The sequence below is a fragment of the Oleiphilus sp. HI0132 genome, assembly GCF_001635845.1.
In genome coordinates, this window is sequence record NZ_LWGJ01001469.1 from 1 (window position 1) to 3192 (window position 3192).

3 protein-coding genes are annotated in these 3192 nt (G+C 45.9%); 1 reads left to right on the forward strand and 2 read right to left on the reverse strand.

What is annotated here, in order from left to right:
* The coding region (locus A3766_RS22690) for an IMP dehydrogenase (protein WP_156509057.1) at positions 1 to 398 on the reverse strand (398 nt) is incomplete at its 3' end.
* A gap of 132 nt (positions 399 to 530) precedes the next feature.
* Between A3766_RS22690 and xseA the strand changes: the two genes are divergently transcribed.
* The gene (xseA, locus tag A3766_RS22695) at positions 531 to 1919 is read left to right on the forward strand and encodes an exodeoxyribonuclease VII large subunit (RefSeq protein WP_068511810.1); all 1389 of its coding nucleotides are present in this window, start codon (positions 531 to 533) and stop codon (positions 1917 to 1919) included.
* Positions 1920 to 1930: 11 nt separating this feature from the next.
* Here xseA and A3766_RS22700 read toward each other — a convergent pair whose 3' ends face one another.
* Positions 1931 to 2938, reverse strand: a complete 1008-nt coding sequence (locus A3766_RS22700; RefSeq protein ID WP_068638165.1) for a metal ABC transporter solute-binding protein, Zn/Mn family — start codon at positions 2936 to 2938, stop codon at positions 1931 to 1933.
* Positions 2939 to 3192 lie beyond the last annotated feature (254 nt).

A 3192-nucleotide genomic window follows, 5' to 3' on the forward strand; every position in this document is an offset into this window, starting at 1 on the left:
ACAATACCGACCAAGTCTTTACCGTCAACAACCGGTAAACCTGAAATTTTGTTAGCTGCCGTCAGCTCTAACACTTCTCGTACCGTCATATTTGAAGCAACGGTAATAGGGTCTTTCACTACACCACTTTCAAATTTCTTAACAGCACGAACGGTTGCCGCCTGCTGCTCAGCGGTCATGTTTTTGTGAATGATACCAATGCCACCTTCCTGCGCCATGGCAATTGCCAAAGGAGCTTCAGTCACCGTATCCATCGCGGCAGATACCAGAGGAACATTCAAGGTGATGCCTTTCGTCAGGCGAGTTTTAAGAGAAACTTCGTTAGGAAGAACTTCGGAATAACCAGGAATCAAGAGAACGTCATCAAACGTCAGTGCGTCATGTGCGATCCGCAACATATGGGCCAACCTTTATGTCCAGATAAAACGCGGAATTATAATGCTTGAGGGGCTCTCCTTACAAGCATAATTGTAAATACCGCCAAAGCATTTTAAACTCGCCTCAACTTATCACCCAAATATGACATCGCAATGACTTACGCAGACTTCCCTTCCGACCCCAGTATTCCTGAGCATACACCTGCTAAACCCAAGGCACTGAGTGTCAGCGAACTTAACCGTCAAGTTAAACGAATGCTTGAAGTCAGCTACGCTCAAACCTGGGTAAGCGGAGAGATTACCGGGCTCTCAAGACCGCGCTCCGGCCATTGGTATTTCACGCTAAAAGACGACAAGGCCCAAATCCGCTGCGCCATGTTTAAAGGCTATAACCAACGCTTAAAGTTTATCCCCAAGGAAGGTGACCAGATAATTGTTCGAGCCAAAGTGAGCTTGTACGAAGGTCGCGGCGATTACCAACTTATCGTTGAAGGCATGGAACCGGCGGGTATTGGGCAACTACAAGCCGCTTTTGAAGCACTAAAGCTTAAACTGGCTGGCGAAGGACTGTTTGACCAGCAGCATAAAAAATCTATACCACAAATCCCCAAAAAAGCAGCCGTGATAACCTCTCAAAGCGGTGCCGTCATTCATGACATCATTTCAGTGACGCAGCGTCGCTTCCCTGCACTAGAGATCATTTTGCTACCCGTTCAGGTTCAAGGGGAAGGCTCAGCACAACAAATTGCCGACGCTATCGCTTACTGCAACAGCCACAACCTTGCAGATGTGTTAATTGCTGGGCGAGGAGGCGGGTCTCTAGAGGATTTATGGAGTTTTAATGAAGAAGTCGTCGCACGTGCTATTTTTGACAGCGAACTACCTATCATTAGCGCCGTTGGTCATGAAGTAGACTTTACGATTGCCGACCTGGTAGCAGACTACCGGGCACCAACGCCATCAGCAGCCGCAGAACACATTACGCCCGACCAATACGAATTAATGCAAAACCTGGATCAACAACAACGGCGCCTGGAGTTTTTGATCAACAATCGATTCAAACAACTCAGCCAAAGCATCGATGCCTTACAAAAACGACTAAGACATCCTGGCGATGCCCTTCAAGAAAAGGGTTTACGCCTTGAAGAACTTCAAGAGCGCATTAAACGGGCACTATCAAACACTATTGAAAATAAATCTGGAAGTCTGAATATACTTCAGCACCGCTTACTCAGATATAACCCTCAAGCGAAGCTTGAACAAAGCGCAGCAACACTAAACAACGCTTACGACAAACTAGTACAAGCGCAGCATGCAAACCTGGAACAACAGCAACACAGACTGGCGATTCTAGCCCAGACACTGCACACGGCAAGCCCTCTTGCAACCTTAGGGCGCGGCTATGCCATATTAAAGTCCGATAAACAGAAAGTTCAAACCCAGTGCAGCGACTTCAAGGCGGGAGACAAAATCAGTGCCACACTAAAAGATGGGATTGTCCATTGTACCGTCGACCAAAGTGTTCCAGAACTGGACTTATAACTCAGCCCAGCTTACTTCAAGGCTTGATAAATTTTCGCTAGATTGTACTGCATCATATCGAGATAGCTTGGCGCTAGCTCATGAGATAAGGCGCCCGAGATCAGTTCACCTCCAAAATTGACTCCCGTTTCCATTTGCACAACTTTGATAAGGCGATTGTCAGCGACATTTTCCTCGAAAATCGCCTTGACGCCAGAGCTCCGAACCTGACGAACTACTTGTGCAATTTGTGCTGCAGAAGCCTCTCCTCCCGTACTGATGCCTTGCAAGCTCCGCATTTTCAAACCATAATCTCGAGCCAAATAAGCAAAGGCATTGTGAGGAACAACCATTTGTCGTTGAGACGCAGGCAGAGCCAAAAACTTCTTCTCGTAAGCTTGGTTAAGCAAGTCTAATTCTTCAATATATGCCTGTGCATTCGTTGCATATTCTCCGGCATGCGGAGGGTCAACCTTCGCTAAGGCATTGGTGATATTGCGAATATATACTTTTGCAGCCTGCAAGCTATGCCAGGCATGCGGGTCAACCCTTCCAACCATCTTGGAAATATCATCATTTTCATCAAGAGAAGCGCTACTATGCTTATGCTCTTCTTCGCCATGATGACCATGACTATGTCGACGCAAATCCTTTCGCTCTCTGATCAAACGAACATTTTCTGTCGCTATCACAGTCAGGCCATTAAAATCTGCTGCTGCAACCAAGCGCGCTAACCACCCTTCAAAGCCCAAGCCATTCATTAACAACAAGTCAGCTTTAGATAAATGCTTAACATTTTGAGGTGAAGGGCGGTAAACATGTGCATCTTCCCCCCAGTCTACCAAGGTAGATACGGATACATGATCTCCTCCCACCGCCTTAGCCATATCAGCCAAAACACTGAAGGTCGCTACTAACTGTAAACTGGCTCCCGCACCGCTCTCTTCCCGTTCAGCCATTACATTCATTGAAAGGCATAGCAAAAATATCGAGAGCAAAGCTCTACGACTGCTAGACTTGTACCTAATGTTACTTTGCATACTTAACCTCAATAGGGTTTCTGTTGAAATTTTGCCGGTTAGGAAAACAGTTATATGAAGCTGTTTTATAGAATTTCACTTTCTGTTGACAAAATGGAACATACTTCCTGTAGAAAAATCTCTAAACTGCGCGCATATTAAGAGGATCACTATTCAATGTTCAACGTTTTTTCAATAAATAGCGCATCTAAAGTACTGACATATTTTTTAATATCACTATTACTTAGCGCTTGCAGCGGCGGTAGCAGCTCAGG

Bases quoted from the DNA above. Each gene is read 5' to 3' on its own strand.
- A3766_RS22700 (WP_068638165.1), bottom strand. From the start codon at position 2,938: ATGCAAAGTAACATTAGGTACAAGTCTAGCAGTCGTAGAGCTTTGCTC.
- xseA (WP_068511810.1), top strand. From the start codon at position 531: ATGACTTACGCAGACTTCCCTTCCGACCCCAGTATTCCTGAGCATACA.